Here is a 15,094-nt window from a genome sequence, read left to right as displayed (position 1 = left end):
CATGTCATATCCGAGCTGGGTCCGGCAGCACCTCGCCGCGCTGCGCGCCCTGCTCGTGCTGACGGCCGTGTGCGGCGTCGCCTACCCGCTCGCCGTCTTCGCGGTCGCGCAGGCGCCCGGCCTCCAGAGCCGCGCCGGCGGCTCGACCGTCTCGCTGCGCGGCCGGACGGTCGGCAGCGCCCTGATCGGCCAGTCGTTCACCGGCAGGGGCGGGATCCCGCTCAGGCAGTACTTCCAGAGCCGCCCGTCGGAGGCCGGGAGCGGATACGACCCGACCTCGACGGCCGCGAGTAACCTGGGACCCGAGGACATCGTGGACACCCTGCCCGGTCCGGAGACGGCCGCGGCGGGGGAGAGTGCCAGGCTGAGCCTGCTCACCCGGGTCTGCTCGCGGAGCAAGGCCGTCGGCGCCCTCGAAGGCGTCAGCGGTGCGCGCCCGTTCTGCACCCCGGGCGGGGTCGGCGCGGTGCTGGCGGTGTTCGGGCGCCGCGCGGCCGACGGCACCGTCCCGCACCCGACCCGGGTGGTCAGCCTGAACGAGGAGCAGGGCGTGGTGAAGGCTCCGTTCATCGCCGCCTACAGGGGCGTTCCCGTGGAACCGGCCCGTCCCGGCGCGAACTACGCCGACGGCCTGGTCGTCGCCGTCAGGGGCGGCGCCCCCGCCGATCCGGCCGTCCCGGCCGACGCGGTCACCGCCAGTGGCAGCGGCCTGGACCCGCACATCTCGCCCGCCTACGCCGCCCTCCAGACCGGCCGGGTCGCCCGGGCCCGCGGCGTCACCCCCGGCCAGGTGAAGCGGCTGGTCCAGGCAAGCACCGACGGCCGCGACCTCGGCTTCATGGGCGAGCCCAGGGTGAACGTCCTCAGGCTGAACATCGCGCTGGACCGGATGTACCCGGTCCGCGGCTGACCCCGCGAGGGGCCTCGGCGACTGGAGGTGTGATGGCACGCGGCAGGTTGCGCGTCTACCTGGGCTCGGCGCCCGGCGTGGGTAAGACCTACGCGATGCTCGCCGAAGGCGGCCGCCGCGCCGGCCGCGGGACCGACGTGGTCGTCGGCTTCGTGGAGACCCACGGCCGGCCCCGCACCGCCGCGCTCCTGGAGGGGCTGGAGATCGTCCCGCGCGCCGCCGTGTCCTACCGCGGCGCGAGCTTCACCGAGATGGACACCGGCGCCGTCATCGCCCGGCACCCGCAGGTCGCGCTCATCGACGAGCTGGCCCACACCAACGTGCCCGGCTCCCGCCACGCCAAGCGCTGGCAGGACATCGAGCAGATCCTGGACGCCGGCATCGACGTCGTCACCAACGTCAACGTCCAGCACCTGGAGTCGGTGAACGACGTCGTCGAGCAGATCACCGGCGTGCCGCAGCGCGAGACCGTCCCGGACGAGGTCGTCCGCCGCGCCGACCAGGTCGAACTCGTCGACATGACCCCCGAGGCGCTGCGCCGCAGGATGGCGCACGGCAACGTCTACCCGCCCGAGAGGATCGACGCCGCCCTCGGCAACTACTTCCGGCCCGGCAACCTCACCGCCCTGCGCGAGCTGGCGCTGCTGTGGCTGGCCGACAAGGTCGACGACCAGCTCGACCGCTACCGCGCCGACCACGGCATCGCCGGGACGTGGGAGGCGCGGGAACGCGTCGTCGTGGCGCTCACCGGCGGGCCGGAGGGCGACACCCTGATCCGCCGCGCCGCCCGCGTCGCCGCCCGCACCAAGGGCGCCGACCTGCTGGCCGTCCACGTCGCGCGCAGCGACGGGCTGGCCGGCGTGAGCCCGGCGAACCTGACCCGGCAGCGCGCCCTGGTGGAGAGCCTCGGCGGCAGCTACCACCAGGTCGTCGGCGCGAACGTGCCGGACGCGCTGCTGGACTTCGCCGGCGGCGTCAACGCCACCCAGCTCGTCCTGGGGGCGTCCCGGCGCGGAAAGGTCGCGCAGATGTTCTCGCCCGGCGTCGGCGTCACGACGACGGCGCGGTCCGGATCCATCGACGTGCACCTCGTCACCCACGAGGAGATCGGCCAGGGGCGCCGCTGGAGGGCGCACCGGGCGGCGGGCCTTCCGTCCGTCCGCCGGTACGCCGGGTTCGCGCTGGCCGCCGCCGGGCTGCCGCTGCTGACCCTCCTGCTGGTGCAGATGCGCTGGCAGGTGCCCCTGGCCAGCGACATCCTGCTCTTCCAGGCCGCGGTGGTCGGGGTGGCCCTGGTGGGCGGGCTGTATCCCGCGCTGTTCGCCGCCATCGGCGGTTCGGTGCTGCTGAACTACTTCTTCACCCCGCCGACCGGGCAGTTCACCGTCGACCGAACCCAGGGGCTGCTCCAGCTCGTCGTCTTCGTCGTGGTGGGGGTGACGGTCAGCACGGTCGTGGACGTCACCGCCCGCCGCGGCAGAGAGGTGGCCGGGGCCCGCGCCGACGCGGAGGTGCTCTCCACCCTCGCGGGGGACATCCTGCGCGGAGAGCACGGCGCGGTCACCGCCCTCGGGCGTCCCCACGACGCGCTCGGCGGCATCCTCGAACGGCTCCGCGAGACGTTCGCGCTGACCACCGTCACGCTGCTGGAACGCGACCCCGAAGCGCCGGTGACCCCCGACAGCCTCAGCGACCCGGACTGCTGGGACGTCGTCGCCAGCACCGGCGGCGAGCCCTGCACCTGCCCGGACGCCGGCGAGGTCGACGTCCTGGTCGAGGACGGCACCCTGTCGCTCGTCCTGCGGGGACGGACGCTGCCCGCCTCGGACCGGCGCGTCCTGGAGGCGTTCGCCGCGCAGGCCGCCGTCGCGCTGCAGCACCGGCGCCTCACCGAACGGGCCCGGCGGCTCCGGCCGCTGGAGGTCGCCGAGGAGATGCGCACCGCGCTGCTCACCACCGTCAGCCGCGACCTGCGCGCCCCCCTGGCGTCCGCGAGGGCCGCCGTCGAGAGCCTGCGCGGCCCGGGCGCGCCCGCCCCCGGCGAGCGCCGCGACGACGCGGTCGCCACGGCCGCCGACTCCCTGGCCCGGCTCGACCATCTGGTGGACGACCTGCTGGACATGAGTCGTCTGCAGTCCGGCTCGCTCGACATCTCCCCGCGCCGGGTCGCCGCCGGGGACGCCGTCCCCCGCGCCGTCAGCGAGAACGACCGGGAGGCCGTCGGGCTCCGCATCCCCGAGGGCCTGCCCGACATGGTCGCCGACCCGGCCCTGCTGCGCCGCGTCCTGGCCAACGTCATCGCCAACGCCGTCCGTTTCAACCCGCCGGGCGCACCCGTCCTCGTCACCGCCAGCGCTCTCGGCGACCGCCTGGAGATCCGCGTCATCGACCGCGGGCCCGGGGTCCGGCTCGGCGACCGCGACCGCCTCTTCCAGCCGCTCCGGCGCCTCGGCGGCCGGGACGACGAGGCCGGCGTCGACCTGGCCCTCGCCTGCGGCCTCGCCGAGGCCATGGACGGCGACCTCACCCCCGAGGAGACCCCCGGCGGCGGGCTGACCATGGTCCTCACCATGCCGACCCGCCCGCCGCGGCCCCCGCCTCCGTCCGGGGAGCCGCCCGCCGCACCGGTCGGGGACGTGCCGGAATCCGACCTCGCCGACCCACTGATCGTCGACCGGGTCGCCGCCTGGCGCGACCGCATCGGCCACGGGAGGGACCGCCCGCCCCCACCGGACGGACCCGGGCAAGGCTGACGGTGCGGTTATACAGGGCAGGACTGGACGATCTGGTGGTCGCACCCGATGGCAAGGCAGCCGTCCGGCGGTGACGATGGAGGCTGAGGAGACCAGGCGAAGCGCCGGACCAGCGGGGGAGGGTTCATGACCAAGGGCCTCGCGAGGGAGCAACTGCTGCCCGGTTTCCTCACGTGGCCGTCGCTGGCGCTCCTGGCCTGCCTCGTCCTGATCACGATGCTGGCCGTCGCGTCGCTGCGGGTCGTCCCCGAGGGGGAGCGCCTGGTGGTCTCCCGCCTGGGCGGCCCTCCCACGGTGCGGGGGCCCGGCCGCACGCTGGTGGTGCCGGGCGTGCACCGCTCGGTCCGCGTCCCCATGCGATGGGGACCCCTCGACATATGGCTGGAGGCCCCCACCCGCGAGGGGGTGCCCCTGCGGCTGAAGGCCGTGGCCCTGGTGTCGGTGTCGGATCCCGCCCGCTGCGCGCTGCGGCCGGTTCCCCAGACGGCCGCGATCAGCGTCATCGTGGAGGGCCGCCTGCGCCGCCACGTGGCCCAGCGGCGCCTGAACGAACTCGGCGACCTGCTTCCCGGCCGGGCTAACCCCCTGGCCGCCGACCTGGACGCCGCCGTCGCCGAGTGGGGCCTGAAGATCACCGCGCTGGAGGTCGTCCGGGCCGACGTGCCCCTCCCGGCGCTTCACCGCTGGCTGACCGGCGAGGCCGCCCGCTGACCACGGCCACCACCATGACGGCCGCGGTGGCTCCGCCCAGCATCATGACCGTCGAAGGGGAGGTGCGGTCCATGATGACCCCGCCGACCAGGGCGCCGGTCGACAGCGTCGCCTGGAACGAGGCCGTGAAAAGGACGGATGCCGCCTCCGGCGCGTGCGGGGCGGCTCTGGCGAACCAGGTCTGCGAACAGACCGGGACCGCCCCGTAGCCGGCGCCCCACAGGATGAGCAGCGTGAGGGCGCCAAGATCCCATCGCCCCAGAAGAGGAAGCGCCAGGGTGGCGATGGCGATCAGACCTCCGGCCGCGCCGAAGGTGGCGTGCGGATGGCGGGCCAGAGCCGTGCCCGCCAGGAAGTTGCCCAGGATGCCCGCGGCACCGTAGGCCAGCAGGAACACCGTGATCAGCCCCGGGGACACCTGCGTCACCCGTTCCAGGAAGGGCGTGACGTAGGTGTAGGCGCCGAAGTGCGCGAGGACGACCAGGACGGTCACCAGGAGCGCGCGACGTGTGTCGAGGCCGCGCACCATGCCGCGCAGCGCGGTGAGGCGGGTGGCCCCCTCCGCAGGCAGCGGGGGGACGAGCACGGCGAGCGCGATGAGCACCGCCACGGACAGCAGGCCCATGACCGCGAAGCTGGTCCGCCAGCCCGCGAGGTCTCCGATCAGCGTCCCGAGCGGCACGCCGAGAACCGATCCCAGCGGGACGGCCGAGAAGACGACCGCCGTCGCCCGGCGCGCCGACCGTGCGGGGACCAGCCGGTCGGCGAGGCCCGCGCCGATCGACCAGAAGCCGCCGATGACCACCCCGACGAGGACGCGTGAGACGAGCACCGCCCAGAACGCCGGGGCGGCCGCGGCGATGAAGTTCGCCGCCGCCAGCAGGAACATGCAGGCGCACAGCATGAGCCGCCGGTCGATCCGCGCCGTCGCGACGGTGACCGTGGGCGCGGCCGCCGCCGCGAGGTAGCCGGGCATGGTCATCATCAGCCCGGCCGTCCCGTCGGAGACGGTGAAGCCGGAGCCGATGGACGTCAGCAGCCCGATCGGCAGGATCTCGGTGGTGACGATCGCGAAGATCCCCATCATCACCGAGACCACCGCCGGCCAGTTGTTCGAGCCCGACCGAGCTGACATGGGAGAGCCGTCGGCCGAGGCGGTCACTGTTGACATCGGGTTCCGTCCTGTGAGGGGGAGTGGTCGTGCCTGCCCACTCAACAGGCGGTAACGGCCCAGGTCTGGCGGGTTCACGACGTCAACGTCGCCGACCCTGTTGGGGGTACGACAATAAGATCGCCGCCGTCCTGCCCCCCGCCGGCATCGTCTCCGGCCGGTCCACGCGTAAGTGAAGATCCGCCTGGACCTCGGTCAGTCGATGCCCTCGACGATGCGGAAGTCGCGCTCGACGCCGTCGGAGAGGGCGGCCAGCGCCTCCTGGTAGGCCGCGCTCTCGTGCGCCGCGACGGCCTGCTCGAAGCTGTCGAACTCGATCAGGACGGTGCGCTCGGCGATTCCGGCGTCATGCGCCTCGACCCGGCCGCCACGGACGAGGGCCCGGCCGCCCCCGGCCTTGACGGCCGGACCGGCCAGCTTGTTGTAAGCAGCCAGCTTCTCGGGGTCTGAAATGGTGCGGTAGGCGCTGACCCAGTAGCCCTTGGGCATGGAACCTCCAGTGTTGGGATGAGTGCATCTGACTTACGGGTTGGTCTCGGACGAGCGTCGGCGGGCGAGAGCGAGGCTTGTCGGCGTCGTGATCGCCATGGCGCTCGACGTCCCGCTCTCGGGCGTGACGGCCGGCCCTTCGCGGTCCTGGCATTCGAACTCTGCCAGATGCTTCAGCGCCGGAAGGGCCGCCACCAGCGCCTCGACCTCGTCGCCGGTGAGCTCGCCGATCAATCGCTCGAAGGTCTGGACGCCCGCCTGGCGCCGCGTCCGGACGTAGGAGGCCCCGGCCTCGGTCAGGCATACCAGCGTGACCCGCCTGTCGGACGCGTCGCCCCGCCGCTCGACCAGGCCGGACTCCTCCATCACCCGGACCAGGGCGGTCATCGCGGGCTGGGTGACGCCCTCGACCGCGGCCAGGTCGGTGATGCGCCGCGGGCCGGTCCGGTCCAGGGTGGCCAGGGTGGCGGCGGACGTCAGGCTCATGTCCCGGGGCAGGCGTCTCGCGGCCCTGGTGGCCAGGCCGTAGAGGGCTTCCCCGATGGCGGCGGACGCGCCGGGAGCGGCGGCGTGACGATCCATGCCCGAAGCATAGCGCTTTTATATTCATAGTTTATGTAAATGGAACTCGCTCGCGCCGCCATCGACCGGACCGCCGAGGAGATGCGGGCCTCCATCGACGCGCAGTTGTCCGGGCCGGGCACGGCCGTCAGGCGCATCACCATCGCGCCCCGCAGGGCGGCCGGACTGCACGTGCACAACGGACCGGTCTTCGGCAGCGTCGAGACCGGGTCGGTCGTCTACCAGATCGAAGGCGAGGCCGCGGCCGTCCTGCGTCCCGGCGACGTGTTCCACGAGCCCGAGGGCGCCCGGATCGCGCGCTTCGACGCCGGGGAGGACGGCGTGACGTTCCTCGGGTACTTCCTGCTCGGCGCCGGCGAGGCCGCCGAGATCGAGTTCCCCGGCGGCTGAGCGAGGAGGGTCAGGCGTCCAGCCGCCTCAGCGCGGCGGCCAGCCGCTCCGCCGCCTCGTCGGCGACCGGTCCGAGGTCGCGCTGTTCGCTGACCGACACCATCACCTGCGGGTCCATCGCCTCCACGACGGTGTCGTCGCCGTCGGTACGCACCACGACGTTGCAGGGCAGCAGCAGGCCGATCCGCCGGTCGACGCCGAGCGCACGGTGGGCGAGCCGCGGGTTGCAGGCCCCCAGGATGAGGTAGTCCTCCATCGCCTCGCCGAGCTTCTCGCGCAGGGTGGCCCGCACGTCGATCTCGGTCAGCACGCCGAAGCCCTGGTCCTTCAGGACCGCGCGCACCTGCTCGACCGTCTCGCCGAACGGCCGGCGCAGGCGGACGCTGATCGCGTAACCCATGATGCTCCCCCCAGGGAACCCTTCCCCGTGCGGCTCGGCCGACGCATCGGCTCCTTCGGGCCGGTCAGTCCTCGATGGTGATGCCGAGCTCCGCGGCGAACGCGTCCAGGAGGCTCATGGCGTCGCCGCTCGCGACGATCGCCCCCTGGAAGGAGTCCAGGCCGGCGACGCCGCGCAGGTCGCAGCCGCGGAACCGGACCGTCCTCATCCTGGCCTTGGAGAACTGGGCGCCGCCGAGCCGGCAGTTCTCGAACCGGACGTCGGTCATCTCGGCGGCCTGGAAGGTCGCCTCGGTCAGGTTGCAGTCGCGGAACACCACGTCCCGCAGATGCGCGTGCCTGAACCCGGTGAGGTCGGCGCGGCACCCCTCGACCAGCACCTCGCGCAGCCCGCTCTCGGCGAGCTGCATCCCCGTCATCCGCGCGTTCGCGATCCGCGTGTTGAACATCCGCGAGTTGAACGCCCGCAGGTTCGCCAGGTCGGCGTCGCTGAACGCGCAGTCGGCGAACCCCGCCCTGTGCAGGACCAACCCGGAGAAGCCGGTCTGGGTGAACCGGCAGCGTTCGAACTCGACGTCCTCGACACCGTCCGGGTCGTCCATGGAGAGGGCGTCCGCGCCGTACTCCAGCGACAGGTACTTCCCGTCGTGCCGGATGTGCCGCTCGACCTTCCCGGCGGGCGTGAGGCTGCGGGGGATGCGCGGTGGCCTGGGCTCTCTCACCGGGGACGAGGCGGGGGTACGAGCGGGCATGCGGCCGACCCTACTAGCCGGCCGCCCGCAGGTTGCGCGGGGTGCGGGTCTCCCAGTACACAGCACCATCGAGCAGGGCCGGTCAACGTTTTGCGGGAAATTTGCGGGTAGCAGAGCGTCGGCGGGGTCTGGATCCGCGCCAGGGCGCCGGCACCGGCGTTCGCGTGGCGGTCGTGGACGGAAGGGAGAGCCGTGCAGGGAGCGTTGCAGGCCGGAGGGTGGGGCCTGCTGGCCGGGTCGGCGCTGGTGATGGGGGCCCTGGTCGGCTACCTCGTGCCGGTCCCGGCCCGCATCGTCGCGAGTGTGATGGCGTTCGGCAGCGGCGTGCTGCTGTCGGCGGTGTCGTTCGACCTCATCGCCGAGGCGCATGAGAAGGGCGGGCTGACCCCGACGGCGATCGGCGCGGTGATCGGCGCGGTGCTCTACGCGGGCGCCAACGCCGTCCTGGCCTGGAGGGGCGCGCGGCACCGCAAGCGGTCGGGCGGGCAGCAGCCGTCGGAGGAGCAGCGGCCCGGCTCGGGCGGCGCGATCGCGCTGGGCGCGCTGCTGGACGGCGTGCCCGAGTCCATCGTGATCGGCACGAGCCTCCTGGGCGGCGGCGCGGTCAGCGTGGTCACCGTGGTCGCGGTGTTCATCAGCAACGTGCCCGAGGGACTGTCCAGCGCCTCGGGGATGCGCCGCGCGGGACGCGGCCGCGGGTACGTCTTCGGGCTGTGGAGCGGGATCGCGGTGATCAGCGCCCTGGCGGCGGTCTCGGGCTACACGGTGCTCGGCGGGGCCTCCGCCGACGTCCTGGCCGGCATCACCGCCCTGGCCGGCGGCGCCATCCTCACCATGATCGCCGACACGATGATCCCCGAGGCCTACGAGGACACCCACCTGTTCACCGGCCTGATCATGGTCGTGGGGTTCCTGGCGGCGTTCGCCCTGTCGCACGCCTGAGCCGCCCGGCCGCCTCACGCGGCCGCGAGGGGCCCTCCGGACGACCCCTCGGGCGGCTCGGCGGCCGGGGCCCCGTCGTGCACGACCACCTCGACCCCCGGGGCCAGGACCGCCGACCGCCCGGCGGCCAGGGCGCGGGCCGCGCGGTGGGAGGAGGCCACGTTCAGCCCCGCGCCGTGGAGGCGGACCATCAGCGCGGCGACGCGGACCTCCTCGGCGCTGTAGTCGCGGGCGTGGCCCGCGCCTTCGCCCGCCTGCGTCGCGCGCAGGTAGCCGGCGTTGGTCCATCTGTCGAGCTGCCGGTACGTCAACCCAGGGAGCCGGTCGAGCAGTTGACCTGCGTTCACATGCACCTCCTGCAACGGAGGTGTTCCCGCCCGGCGGGGTTCATGCGCGTCCGGAGGCGAGGGGGCCAGTGCCGGAAGCAGGACCGGGGACGGTCGAACCACCACCTGCCGGGCTAGCGGTCGGCGACCAGCACGCGGCCGGAACCGAGAGTCCGCCGGCTGCGGACGGGTATGGCGAGCGCCCCGGCCAGGGTGAGCAGGTCGGTGTCGCGGGCCACCGCGTAACCCTGCCCGGTCAGCAGCTCCCGCATGGCGGCCTGCGTCCATGCCGACCGCCACGGTTCGTGCGCCATCGGGTCGGGCTGCCGGGACAGCCGCCTCATCGCACGGGCCACCGGCCGGCCGAGCGAGGCGACCAGCGACGGCGCCTGGTAGTGGACGACGAGCCGGCTTCCCGGCGCGGACGCCTTGGCGAGGGCTTGCAGCGTGGCCGCCGTCTCGGCGCGGGTCAGGTAGGGGACCACGCCCTCCCAGATCCAGGTGGTGGGCCGGTCGGTCCGGTGCCCCGCCGCGTCCAGGGAGTCGTCGAGCCTGTCGGCGGTGAAGTCGACGGGCACGTAGGCGATCTTCCCGGCGGGCGGGGAGAGAGCCGCGGCGCGCCGCCGCTTGTCCTGCTGGGAGCGGGGGTGGTCGACCTCGAAGACGGCGGTCCCGGCCAGCTCGGGCATGCGCCAGGCCCGTCCGTCCAGGCCGGCGCCGAGGATCACGACCTGCGGGTGGGGGCGCTCCCTGACGGCGTCGTCGACGGCCACCGTGCGGGGCGCCAGCCCCTCCGCCGTGGCCCGCAGGAACTCGTACTCCATCCGGGGCCCCCAGCCCTCGGGAGGCACGCCCGAGCGGGCCTGCTCCACCGCCGCCAGCTCGCCGGGCTCCAGCAGTGCCGACGCGGTGGGATCCGCGAACCGGTCCGGGGCCAGGCGGCCGTGCGCTACGGCCCGGGCCTGGCAGACGAGCACGGCGGTGCGGCTTCCTTCCCTCGTGTCCATGGCGGGTGTCCCTTCGTTCGCGGCCGCCTCGTCGCCCGGACGACCGCGGCGCGCCGTACCCTCGTGACGGTGCTGCTCGATCTCATCACGATCGTCGTGGACGACTACGACGAAGCCGTCGAATTCTTCACCGGCGCCCTCGGGTTCGACCTGGTCGAGGACTCGCCTTCGCTCACCAACGACGGGCGTCCCAAGCGGTGGGTGGTCGTCCGGCCGCCGGGCGCCCAGACCGGGATCCTGCTCGCCCGCGCGGACGGCTCCCGGCAGGCCGCCGTTGTCGGCGACCAGGTCGCCGGGCGGGTGGGGTTCTTCCTGCGGGTGGAGGACTTCGAGGCCGCCCGCGAGCGCATGACGGCCGCGGGCGTCGAGTTCGTCACGCCGCCCCGCTCCGAACCCTACGGACGCGTCGCCGTCTTCCTCGATATCGCCGGCAACCGCTGGGACCTGCTCGGTCCGGCCGAGGACCCGCCGCGCCCCTAGCGGCCGGAACCCCGGGTGCGGAGGGCCGACAGCTCCTCGTTCATCGCGCGCAGGAAGCGCAGGACGAGACGCAGTTCCTCCTCGCTGAACCCGCTCCGCGCCGCGTCGGTGCTCTCCGCCAGGGGACGGAAGTACTCGCGGCCCATGGCCATCGCCGACGGCTCGTACCGCAGATGGACGACCCGCCGGTCGGCGGGGTCGCGCGTCCGGGTGATGTGGCCGAGGCGTTCGAGGCGGTCGAGGCAGGCGGTGACCGCGCCGGAGGTGACGTTCAGCTCCTCGCGCAGCCGCCCCGGCGTCATCGGCCGGCCGGGGGAGCGCAGCGGCGCGTCCATGATCGCTACCAGGGCCTGGACGTCGGTGGGGTGCAGGCCGCTGGCGTGGGCGAACTCGTGCGCGATCCGGTTGAACTCGGCGTTCATCCGGCGCAGCTCGACGGCGAACGTCCGGAGGCCGGCGGGACCCTCCGTCTCCTCCGCTCCCTCGGGCATGCGGACAGATTACATTAACTCAATCATTGAGATAGTTAATGATTGAGCTATTTGTGGGTAGGGCCGCCGCAGGTCGAACTCGCTGGAGGAACCGATGCGTACACCGCCGCGCCCCGTCCGCTGGGCGATCCCGGCCGTGCTGCTCCTGGTCTGGCTGGCCGTCGGCGGCGCCTTCGGCCCGTACGCCGGGAAGCTCGGCGACGTCTCCACCAACGACCAGGCCGCCTTCCTGCCGCGCAGCGCCGAGTCCACCCAGGTCCTGCGGGCCCAGCAGGCCTTCGCCGAGAAGGAGACCGTGCCCGCCATCGTCGTGTGGACGGCGAACGGCCGGGTCTCCGACGCCCAGCGGGACGCGGCGACCCGCGCGCTCGCCGGCCTGCGGGGCGCGCCCGGCACGCTCGGGGCGCCGTCGCCCGCCCTGCGCTCGGACGACGGCCGGGCGCTGGAGGGCGTCGTCCCCCTCAGACCCGACCTCGGCGACGAACTGCCGGCCGTGCTGGACGAGGTCCGGGCGGCGGCGAAGACCGTCCCCGGGACGAAGGCGCAGATCAGCGGGCCGGCCGCCACCCAGGCCGACCTGTCGGACGCGTTCGCCGGGATCGACGGGCTGCTGCTGGGCGTCGCGCTCGTCGCCGTCCTGCTCATCCTGCTGCTGGTGTACCGCAGCCTGCTGCTCCCACTGGTGATCATCCTCGGGGCGGTGTTCGCGCTGGGCCTGGCGTGCGCGGTGGTCTACGCGCTCGCCAAGAACGACATCGTCAGAGTCGACGGCCAGGTCCAGGGCATCCTGTCGATCCTGGTCATCGGCGCCGCCACCGACTACGCGCTGCTGCTGGCGGCCCGCTTCCGGGAGGAGGCGGCGGGCCGGGACCGCTTCGCCGCCGGCTGGGCGGCCGTGCGCGGATCGTTCGGCGCCATCGTCGCCAGCGGCGCCACCGTCGCGCTCGGACTGCTCGCGCTGCTGCTCAGCAACCTCACCAACAACCGGGCCCTCGGGCCCGTCGGCGCCATCGGCATCGCCTGCGCCGTCCTCAGCGCGCTCACGTTCCTCCCCGCGGTCCTCGTCGTGCTCGGACGGGTCGCGTTCTGGCCCGCCAAGCCCAGGCCCCCGGCCGAAGGCGCCCACGGGGGGAGGGGGCTGTGGGCCCGCGTCGCGCGCCTCGTCGACCTGCACCCGCGCCGCGTCGTCGCCGGGACGGGCATCGCCCTCATCGCCTGCGCCGCGTTCGCGCCGGGGCTGCGCGCCCACGGCGTCCCGCTGGACGAGACGTTCATCAACGACGCGCCCTCCGTCGCCGCGCAGCGCACGCTCTCCCAGCACTTCCCCGGCGGGTCCGGCCAGCCGGCGATCATCATCGCCGACGCGGCGCAGGCCAGGGCCGTGACCGACGCCGCCGCCCGCACCGAGGGCGTCGCGGACGCCGCGCCCGTCGGCGCGTCGGGCCGTCCCGGCGGGCCGCCGAAGATCGTGGACGGGCGGATCCGGATCGACGCGACGCTGAAGGCGGCCGCCGACAGCGACGCCGCGAAGGCCACCCTCAAGCGCCTGCGCGCCGCGGTGCACGGCGTCCCCGGGGCGGACGCGCTGGTCGGCGGCTACACCGCGCAGCAGTACGACACCCAGCAGACCGCCGCCCACGACCGGACCCTCATCATCCCGGTCGTCCTGGCGATCATCCTGGTCATCCTGGTGGTGCTGCTGCGCTCGCTGCCGCTGCCCGTCCTGCTCATCGCGACCGTCGCGCTGAACTACGTCGCCACGCTCGGCGTCGCGGCCCTGGTGTTCCGCCACCTGTTCGGCTTCACCGGCCTGGACGCCTCCGTGCCGCTCTACGGTTTCGTGTTCCTGGTCGCGCTCGGCGTCGACTACAACATCTTCCTGATGTCGCGGGTCCGGGAGGAGACGCGGCGCTGGGGCGTGCGGGAGGGCGTCCTGCGCGGCCTGACGGCGACCGGCGGCGTCATCACCTCGGCGGGGGTCGTGCTGGCCGCCACGTTCGCCGCCCTCGTCGTCATCCCGCTGTCCTTCCTGGCGCAGATCGCGTTCATCGTCGCGTTCGGCGTGCTGCTGGACACGCTCGTGGTCCGGTCTCTGCTGGTTCCGGCGCTCGTCCGTATGATCGGCCCCAAGGTGTGGTGGCCCGCCCGTTTCGACCACCATCCGCAGGACGCCGGAACGGCCGAGACCGTCCGGTCCGCCCGGGGAGACAGGTGACGAGGCGTGAGCAACACCTTCGAAGCCCTCGGGACGTCCGAGGGTGATCTGCACCTGTCCAACGGCGGGACGGACGTCTTCTTCGACGTGCTCACCCTTGCCGGGTGCGCCCTCACGGGATCCGCCTGGGAGAGCAATCTCGTGCTGTACTTCGCGGACGGGCACCGCCTCGGCCGCGGTACGGACGGGTTCGATCTGAACGAGCTCCCGTGGACGGCGAACTGGCCGGCCGAGAAGGCGTTCCTGCTGCGCGTCCTCGACCTGGCGCTGACCCGGCACGGCTGGGACCTGCTCGCCTACCACCCTCCTTTCGCGCTCGACTACCTCGGCCGGTACCGCGCGATGGTGGACGGATGGCCCGCGCCCATCCCGGTGCGGACTCCGGCGACACGACCCGACTGGACCGTCCCGCCGCCCCCCGAACACCTTGAGCGCTGCCCGAAGCACGCCCTCTACAACGGCATGCTGGGCTGCCGCCTCTGCGACCTGAGCCTTCAGCCCCTGCCCGAGTAGCGCCTGGGGAGTGCTCGGAGGAGGCCGCCCGTCATTCCACGGGGCAGCGGCGACGGGACCGCCTCAGGACTCGGAGAAGTCGTCCCGGGACAGCCCCTTCTCCGCCATCTTGTCCTCAAGCTCGGCGCCCAGTTCGGTGCGCACGTCAGGCCGCTTCCCGCGTTCCTGGCCGGGCTCCGCCTGGTCGGTGTCCTCGGTCTTCGGAGCGTTCTCCTCCGGCGTGGTCAACTCCGCCCCCTCGGTGTCGATCGAGTCGCCGGCTCCTCCGGCCACCGCATACGGCTACCCGGTCACATCCGGCTCTAACGACCCGGCCGCCCCGCCCTCCGCCCCGGGAGGCCGGGACGTGGCGCAGGTCACAGGGCGGCGCTGTCACGTGGAGCGGGGCGCCGGCATCTCCATGGTCGTCAGGCCGCCGCGGGAACGATCCGCGCGGTGCGCACCTCAACACGCAGGGAGCAAAGGCATGGAACCCCGTCTGAACCTGATGACCAACGAGTTCGCCGCCAGGGTGGGCCGGCGGTTCGCCGCCGTCAGCGTGGCGATCGAGCAGTCGTCGCTGCCCCGGGACCTGCAGGAGCTGGTGATGCTGCGCGCCAGCCAGATCAACGGCTGCGGCTGGTGCGTGGACCTCCACACCAAGGAGGCCGCGGCCGCCGGGGAGAGCGCGGTCCGGCTGCACCTGGTCGCCGCCTGGCGCGAGTCGACCGTCTTCACCGAGGCCGAGCGGGCCGCGCTGGCGCTGGCCGAGGAGGGCACCCGGCTCGCCGACGCGCACCAGGGCGTCTCGGACGAGACGTGGGCCCGGGCCCGCGAGCACTACGACGACGACCAGCTCGCCGCGCTGGTCTACCTGGTGGCGATGATCAACGCGGCCAACCGGCTCGGCGTGATCGCGCGCAACCAGGGCGGCTCCTACGAGCCCGGCATGTTCGCCGCCCTGGCGGACTGACCGGCGCGCGA

At 73.6% G+C, this 15,094-nt stretch carries 18 protein-coding genes; 9 read left to right on the top strand and 9 right to left on the bottom strand.

The window, feature by feature from the left end:
- Position 1 precedes the first annotated feature (1 nt).
- The 3 genes from ABD944_RS27165 (at position 2) to ABD944_RS27155 (ending at position 4,374) form a co-directional block, all read left to right on the top strand.
- Complete coding sequence (locus ABD944_RS27165; protein WP_345181318.1) at positions 2-910, top strand: potassium-transporting ATPase subunit C; 909 nt, start codon at positions 2-4, stop codon at positions 908-910.
- Positions 911-942: 32 nt separating this feature from the next.
- Complete coding sequence (locus ABD944_RS27160) at positions 943-3,663, top strand: sensor histidine kinase (RefSeq protein ID WP_345181315.1); 2,721 nt, start codon at positions 943-945, stop codon at positions 3,661-3,663.
- Positions 3,664-3,789: 126 nt separating this feature from the next.
- On the top strand, positions 3,790-4,374 hold the full coding sequence (locus ABD944_RS27155; RefSeq protein WP_345181313.1) for an SPFH domain-containing protein: 585 nt from the start codon (positions 3,790-3,792) through the stop codon (positions 4,372-4,374).
- Here ABD944_RS27155 and ABD944_RS27150 read toward each other — a convergent pair.
- The 3 genes from ABD944_RS27150 to ABD944_RS27140 form a co-directional block, all read right to left on the bottom strand.
- Positions 4,295-5,509 carry an MFS transporter gene (locus tag ABD944_RS27150; RefSeq protein ID WP_345181310.1) on the bottom strand — a complete coding sequence of 405 codons (1,215 nt, stop codon included), beginning with the start codon at positions 5,507-5,509 and terminating at the stop codon, positions 4,295-4,297. The genes ABD944_RS27155 and ABD944_RS27150 overlap by 80 nt on opposite strands.
- 231 nt (positions 5,510-5,740) lie before the next feature.
- The gene (locus ABD944_RS27145) at positions 5,741-6,034 is read right to left on the bottom strand and encodes a DUF1330 domain-containing protein (protein WP_345181306.1); all 294 of its coding nucleotides are present in this window, start codon (positions 6,032-6,034) and stop codon (positions 5,741-5,743) included.
- 33 nt (positions 6,035-6,067) lie between these two features.
- Positions 6,068-6,616, bottom strand: a complete 549-nt coding sequence (locus ABD944_RS27140) for a MarR family winged helix-turn-helix transcriptional regulator (RefSeq protein WP_345181304.1) — start codon at positions 6,614-6,616, stop codon at positions 6,068-6,070.
- 39 nt (positions 6,617-6,655) lie between these two features.
- On the opposite strand from ABD944_RS27140, the gene ABD944_RS27135 reads away from it, so the two are divergent.
- Positions 6,656-7,006, top strand: a complete 351-nt coding sequence (locus ABD944_RS27135; protein ID WP_345181301.1) for a cupin domain-containing protein — start codon at positions 6,656-6,658, stop codon at positions 7,004-7,006.
- Between the two features lie 10 nt (positions 7,007-7,016).
- On the opposite strand, the gene ABD944_RS27130 is transcribed toward ABD944_RS27135, so the two are convergent.
- Together ABD944_RS27130 and ABD944_RS27125 are read right to left on the bottom strand one after the other, a co-directional pair.
- Positions 7,017-7,406 carry a DUF302 domain-containing protein gene (locus tag ABD944_RS27130; protein WP_345181299.1) on the bottom strand — a complete coding sequence of 130 codons (390 nt, stop codon included), beginning with the start codon at positions 7,404-7,406 and terminating at the stop codon, positions 7,017-7,019.
- A gap of 64 nt (positions 7,407-7,470) precedes the next feature.
- Positions 7,471-8,157, bottom strand: a complete 687-nt coding sequence (locus ABD944_RS27125) for a pentapeptide repeat-containing protein (RefSeq protein WP_345181297.1) — start codon at positions 8,155-8,157, stop codon at positions 7,471-7,473.
- Between the two features lie 192 nt (positions 8,158-8,349).
- On the opposite strand from ABD944_RS27125, the gene ABD944_RS27120 reads away from it, so the two are divergent.
- Positions 8,350-9,099, top strand: coding sequence for a ZIP family metal transporter (locus ABD944_RS27120; RefSeq protein WP_345181294.1), 750 nt, complete (start codon positions 8,350-8,352; stop codon positions 9,097-9,099).
- 14 nt (positions 9,100-9,113) lie between these two features.
- On the opposite strand, the gene ABD944_RS27115 is transcribed toward ABD944_RS27120, so the two are convergent.
- Entirely contained in the window at positions 9,114-9,446 is a 333-nt protein-coding gene (locus tag ABD944_RS27115; RefSeq protein ID WP_345181292.1) for a MerR family transcriptional regulator, read from the bottom strand.
- 113 nt (positions 9,447-9,559) lie between these two features.
- The gene (locus ABD944_RS27110) at positions 9,560-10,432 is read right to left on the bottom strand and encodes a class I SAM-dependent methyltransferase (RefSeq protein WP_345181290.1); all 873 of its coding nucleotides are present in this window, start codon (positions 10,430-10,432) and stop codon (positions 9,560-9,562) included.
- A gap of 69 nt (positions 10,433-10,501) precedes the next feature.
- Between ABD944_RS27110 and ABD944_RS27105 the strand changes: the two genes are divergently transcribed.
- On the top strand, positions 10,502-10,912 hold the full coding sequence (locus ABD944_RS27105) for a VOC family protein (protein ID WP_345181287.1): 411 nt from the start codon (positions 10,502-10,504) through the stop codon (positions 10,910-10,912).
- Here ABD944_RS27105 and ABD944_RS27100 read toward each other — a convergent pair.
- A complete protein-coding gene (locus tag ABD944_RS27100) occupies positions 10,909-11,403 on the bottom strand; it encodes a MarR family winged helix-turn-helix transcriptional regulator (protein WP_345181285.1) in 495 nt (164 codons plus the stop codon). The genes ABD944_RS27105 and ABD944_RS27100 overlap by 4 nt on opposite strands.
- A gap of 94 nt (positions 11,404-11,497) precedes the next feature.
- Between ABD944_RS27100 and ABD944_RS27095 the strand changes: the two genes are divergently transcribed.
- Both ABD944_RS27095 and ABD944_RS27090 read left to right on the top strand, forming a co-directional pair.
- On the top strand, positions 11,498-13,618 hold the full coding sequence (locus ABD944_RS27095) for an MMPL family transporter (RefSeq protein WP_345181282.1): 2,121 nt from the start codon (positions 11,498-11,500) through the stop codon (positions 13,616-13,618).
- 6 nt (positions 13,619-13,624) lie between these two features.
- Positions 13,625-14,131, top strand: a complete 507-nt coding sequence (locus ABD944_RS27090; RefSeq protein ID WP_345181280.1) for a hypothetical protein — start codon at positions 13,625-13,627, stop codon at positions 14,129-14,131.
- 63 nt (positions 14,132-14,194) lie between these two features.
- On the opposite strand, the gene ABD944_RS27085 is transcribed toward ABD944_RS27090, so the two are convergent.
- Complete coding sequence (locus ABD944_RS27085) at positions 14,195-14,404, bottom strand: hypothetical protein (RefSeq protein WP_345181279.1); 210 nt, start codon at positions 14,402-14,404, stop codon at positions 14,195-14,197.
- A gap of 193 nt (positions 14,405-14,597) precedes the next feature.
- On the opposite strand from ABD944_RS27085, the gene ABD944_RS27080 reads away from it, so the two are divergent.
- Positions 14,598-15,083, top strand: coding sequence for a carboxymuconolactone decarboxylase family protein (locus ABD944_RS27080; protein WP_345181277.1), 486 nt, complete (start codon positions 14,598-14,600; stop codon positions 15,081-15,083).
- Positions 15,084-15,094: the final 11 nt, after the last annotated feature.

The organism is Actinomadura verrucosospora (assembly GCF_039540335.1).
In the GTDB taxonomy this organism is placed as follows: Bacteria; Actinomycetota; Actinomycetes; order Streptosporangiales; family Streptosporangiaceae; genus Spirillospora; species Spirillospora verrucosospora.
This window is presented reverse-complemented; position numbering and strand designations above follow the sequence as displayed.

What these genes read in the sequence shown, in the direction of transcription:
- ABD944_RS27080 (WP_345181277.1), top strand. Translation starts at nt 14,598, where the DNA reads ATGGAACCCCGTCTGAACCTGATGACCAACGAGTTCGCCGCCAGGGTG.
- ABD944_RS27165 (WP_345181318.1), top strand. Translation starts at nt 2, where the DNA reads ATGTCATATCCGAGCTGGGTCCGGCAGCACCTCGCCGCGCTGCGCGCC.
- ABD944_RS27160 (WP_345181315.1), top strand. Translation starts at nt 943, where the DNA reads ATGGCACGCGGCAGGTTGCGCGTCTACCTGGGCTCGGCGCCCGGCGTG.
- ABD944_RS27155 (WP_345181313.1), top strand. Translation starts at nt 3,790, where the DNA reads ATGACCAAGGGCCTCGCGAGGGAGCAACTGCTGCCCGGTTTCCTCACG.
- ABD944_RS27140 (WP_345181304.1), bottom strand. Translation starts at nt 6,616, where the DNA reads ATGGATCGTCACGCCGCCGCTCCCGGCGCGTCCGCCGCCATCGGGGAA.
- ABD944_RS27095 (WP_345181282.1), top strand. Translation starts at nt 11,498, where the DNA reads ATGCGTACACCGCCGCGCCCCGTCCGCTGGGCGATCCCGGCCGTGCTG.
- ABD944_RS27100 (WP_345181285.1), bottom strand. Translation starts at nt 11,403, where the DNA reads ATGCCCGAGGGAGCGGAGGAGACGGAGGGTCCCGCCGGCCTCCGGACG.
- ABD944_RS27110 (WP_345181290.1), bottom strand. Translation starts at nt 10,432, where the DNA reads ATGGACACGAGGGAAGGAAGCCGCACCGCCGTGCTCGTCTGCCAGGCC.
- ABD944_RS27135 (WP_345181301.1), top strand. Translation starts at nt 6,656, where the DNA reads ATGGAACTCGCTCGCGCCGCCATCGACCGGACCGCCGAGGAGATGCGG.
- ABD944_RS27145 (WP_345181306.1), bottom strand. Translation starts at nt 6,034, where the DNA reads ATGCCCAAGGGCTACTGGGTCAGCGCCTACCGCACCATTTCAGACCCC.
- ABD944_RS27150 (WP_345181310.1), bottom strand. Translation starts at nt 5,509, where the DNA reads ATGTCAGCTCGGTCGGGCTCGAACAACTGGCCGGCGGTGGTCTCGGTG.
- ABD944_RS27125 (WP_345181297.1), bottom strand. Translation starts at nt 8,157, where the DNA reads ATGCCCGCTCGTACCCCCGCCTCGTCCCCGGTGAGAGAGCCCAGGCCA.
- ABD944_RS27130 (WP_345181299.1), bottom strand. Translation starts at nt 7,406, where the DNA reads ATGGGTTACGCGATCAGCGTCCGCCTGCGCCGGCCGTTCGGCGAGACG.